Genomic DNA, 3,000 nt, shown 5'->3' on the forward strand with positions numbered 1-3,000 from the left:
TGAGTTGGCTCTCACTACTGACACCGCCGGTTGTTAGGCCTACTATCCAGTAGATAGGGACACGATGCACTGGCCCGGGAAGAGGTTGGACGATGGCTGTCGATTCGTCGATACTCGATCCGCTGCGGACAAAGCCCATGGCTGATCCAACGTCGCACCTGCAGGCTGCTGCCGTGCACTGGCAGTTCAGTCCGGAAACTGGTGCCCCACGCAGCGTCACTTGACTTGGACCCGCAGACCAAGATCTCGAACGTCGAGGACCCGGTGCTGCTCCCAAACATCGTCGACGAACTGCATACCGGTACACGTCAACGTATTTCAACATGGTCTGGCGAAAATGGATGAATCTAGGTGCGTTTGAGAAATCTGCCGCTGAATGCCGGCGCAGTGGTAGACGGGCATTGGCTAGCAGACTTACCTTCGGACCCAATGAGAACTCTCCACCTCATCAGGAGATTCCCAAACCTCAACGAAGGGCGCCGTCATGGACAGCCATACCGGTGATCAGTGGATCACTCGCCAGGAGCTCGCTGAGAGATACGGGTTACCTGTGAAGACGCCTGCTCAGTGGGCATCCAAGGGGACGGGCCCGCGCTATGCGAGGTTCGGTCGACACGTCCGATACCGCTTGAGTGACGTAGTCGATTGGGAAGCGCAGCAATTCGCAGTTGCGAAACGTACGTCCGCTTAGCTCGCGGTAACTGCCTTGCGAGTTGGCTGACCGCCCGCCGCTGCGCAGTGCGCACCACGGCAAGGTTGTTCGCGAGTACCTGCTACGTCGGGCGCTGCAGCTTGCGGTACTGAACAATGTGCTGGCGGTGAATCCGGTTCGGGACGTGCAGTTGATCCGCTCGACGTCGACGCCGATGCCAACGGGCGCCGAGGCGCTGACCGCCGACCAGCTGCGTGAGCCACTGATCAAACTGCGGGTGTCGGAAACGTGCCAAGAGTGACCTGGTGGACCCGATCATTCGCCGTGGCGATGCTGACAGAGCGCCGCAAGTTGCCGTTCCCGGGGGAGCAATCGGTGCACCCGGCCCGACCAAGGGCCAGCCGCGCCCGCTGCGGGTGCTGTGATGTCGATGGCCGACGGGGTGCCCACGCTGGTCGCGGCGCGCATCCTGGCTGCCTGCCGTGCCCGGCGACGAGCGGCCGGCCCGGCCGACCTGCCCGCGCGTCTGGATCGCCGGTTCGTCGTCACCGCGACCATCCGGCTGCTGTCGGACATCGCCGTGCGCGCGGTCGAAGAGCTCGACCAGCGTGACACCGGCACCGGCAAGAGCCGCCTGCACTTGCCCGGCGCGCTCAATTGGACCACTATTGCCAGGTAGTTGCCCGAACACACCATAAACGCGCCCTGACCTGCCGCCCCCGGGCAGGGATCAAACCTGCGACCTGGATTACAAGGCATCTGATGGGTCTGCTGGAAACGAGATTAGCGACCCTATCGGATTGCGTCGAAGCGTCACAGCGTCCCTTTGCGTGGGCTCCTTTCCCGGCAAGGGCAGCCAAACCGGAACCTCTGGAACCCGAGTGGGGGACCTGCGCCTGGCCACCGTCACGAATTGACGCTTATTCGTCGCTTATACCCGCAACGCGCCGAGAATCGTCGAGAACCTACCGGAAGTATGATGTTCCCAACCACGTTGTGACACAGAACGATTGGCAACCACCGCGGCGTGTCGAGAATCCTCGACCTAAAAGCGGAAGGTCGCCGGTTCGATCCCGGCCCTGGCCACCAGTATCCTTGCAGTTCAGCGCCATATTCGATAGACAGCGGCGCTTTCGTGAAGCCTCACAGCGAGGTTTATCGGGCAAAAGTCGGGTCAAACTCTCGGGTCACTCAGACGGGCAGTCGTCGAGCGCGTCGAGCGCCGACACCACGACATCGAGTTCGTCGTCGTCGTAAAGGTCGGCGTATACGTGAGCAGTCACAGTGATCGACGCATGGCCCATCGTCTTCTGCAATAGGCGAAGGTCCGCGCCGGCCCGCCGCGCCGGCGGAGCGTACGTATGCCGCAAGCCGTGCACACGCACCTTCGGCCGGCCGATCTCCACGATCGCCGTGCGCCATCCCGTCGAGCGCTTCCAGTTCTTGCAGCCCGAGTAACGCACCGTCCGGTGAGGTGATGGCCGGGTCCCCAGGAGGCCGACCACACACCCCATCGGCGAGGATCGGCATCAGTCGCTGTGGAACGGGTATCGAACGGCCCCGTGGCACTCTTCGGATTGCCCTCGAGCAGCTTCCCGCCCACCTGCGTGATCGAGCGGCGCACCCGGATCCTGCGCGCCTTTAGGTCGACGTCTTCAACTCTTAGCCCGACAAGTTCTCCGAGTCGCATCCCCATGTACGCGAGCGGCAGGACCACGTCGCCCTGGCGACCGCACGCGACGGCCAGGGCCGCGACCTCGGACGTCGTGAGATAGCTGTGGTTCGCCGCACGCAGTGGGGGAAATTCAGTTCTAGCGGCCGGATTTCGCGAGAGTAGTTGTCCTTCGTCGATCGCGCAGTCGAGCGTCATCTTCAGTACCGAGTGCACCCACCGCACAGTGCGCGGACCCAATCCCTACGTCGACATCTCGTTGACCCAGCCCTGGATGGACTGGTGGTCGATCGCTGAAACGTGCCAACTGCCGAATCGCGGCCCGATCCGGGACCGCCAGTAGTCTTCGTAGCCGCGACGCACCTTCGGGCTGAGATCGGGATGCGACGCCAGCCACGACCGATACACGGTCGTCAGAGTGACGCGGCCGGCACGGGGACCAACCACATCGCCAGAAGTAGGATTCGGTCACATGATGTCGATGGCAAGCGACGTCGGCCGCTCGCCATTGATCGCATTGAGATCCATCGGGCACGCCGAGAGAACCACCGCACAATCCATCGCCGCCGCGAACGTCACCGCATCCCCTGGCCGGCTCACCGCGGGCAACCAGCTCAGCTCACCCTCGCTGCCCACGGGGATGTTCATGAACACGTTCACCGGCTGGGGCACGGCG

The 3,000-nt window shown here is 63.1% G+C and carries 6 protein-coding genes; 3 read left to right on the top strand and 3 right to left on the bottom strand.

Features of this window, described 5'->3' with window-relative positions; all coding sequences use genetic code 11:
- Positions 1 to 484 precede the first annotated feature (484 nt).
- From QOC69_RS15435 to QOC69_RS15445, 3 genes are all read left to right on the top strand, one after another.
- Complete coding sequence (locus tag QOC69_RS15435; RefSeq protein WP_526440986.1) at positions 485 to 691, top strand: helix-turn-helix transcriptional regulator; 207 nt, start codon at positions 485 to 487, stop codon at positions 689 to 691.
- Between the two features lie 22 nt (positions 692 to 713).
- Positions 714 to 953, top strand: a complete 240-nt coding sequence (locus QOC69_RS15440) for a hypothetical protein (RefSeq protein WP_526440988.1) — start codon at positions 714 to 716, stop codon at positions 951 to 953.
- A gap of 123 nt (positions 954 to 1,076) precedes the next feature.
- Entirely contained in the window at positions 1,077 to 1,331 is a 255-nt protein-coding gene (locus tag QOC69_RS15445; protein WP_526440990.1) for a hypothetical protein, read from the top strand.
- Positions 1,332 to 1,839: 508 nt separating this feature from the next.
- On the opposite strand, the gene QOC69_RS15450 is transcribed toward QOC69_RS15445, so the two are convergent.
- From QOC69_RS15450 to QOC69_RS15460, 3 genes are all read right to left on the bottom strand, one after another.
- Entirely contained in the window at positions 1,840 to 2,115 is a 276-nt protein-coding gene (locus tag QOC69_RS15450; RefSeq protein ID WP_526440992.1) for a tyrosine-type recombinase/integrase, read from the bottom strand.
- A gap of 452 nt (positions 2,116 to 2,567) precedes the next feature.
- Positions 2,568 to 2,732, bottom strand: a complete 165-nt coding sequence (locus QOC69_RS15455) for a tyrosine-type recombinase/integrase (protein WP_526440994.1) — start codon at positions 2,730 to 2,732, stop codon at positions 2,568 to 2,570.
- A gap of 60 nt (positions 2,733 to 2,792) precedes the next feature.
- The coding region (locus tag QOC69_RS15460; RefSeq protein WP_526440996.1) for a DUF1989 domain-containing protein at positions 2,793 to 3,000 on the bottom strand (208 nt) is incomplete at its 5' end.

It is taken from the genome of Mycobacterium sp. (assembly GCF_032162105.1).
Lineage (GTDB): Bacteria > Actinomycetota > Actinomycetes > Mycobacteriales > Mycobacteriaceae > Mycobacterium.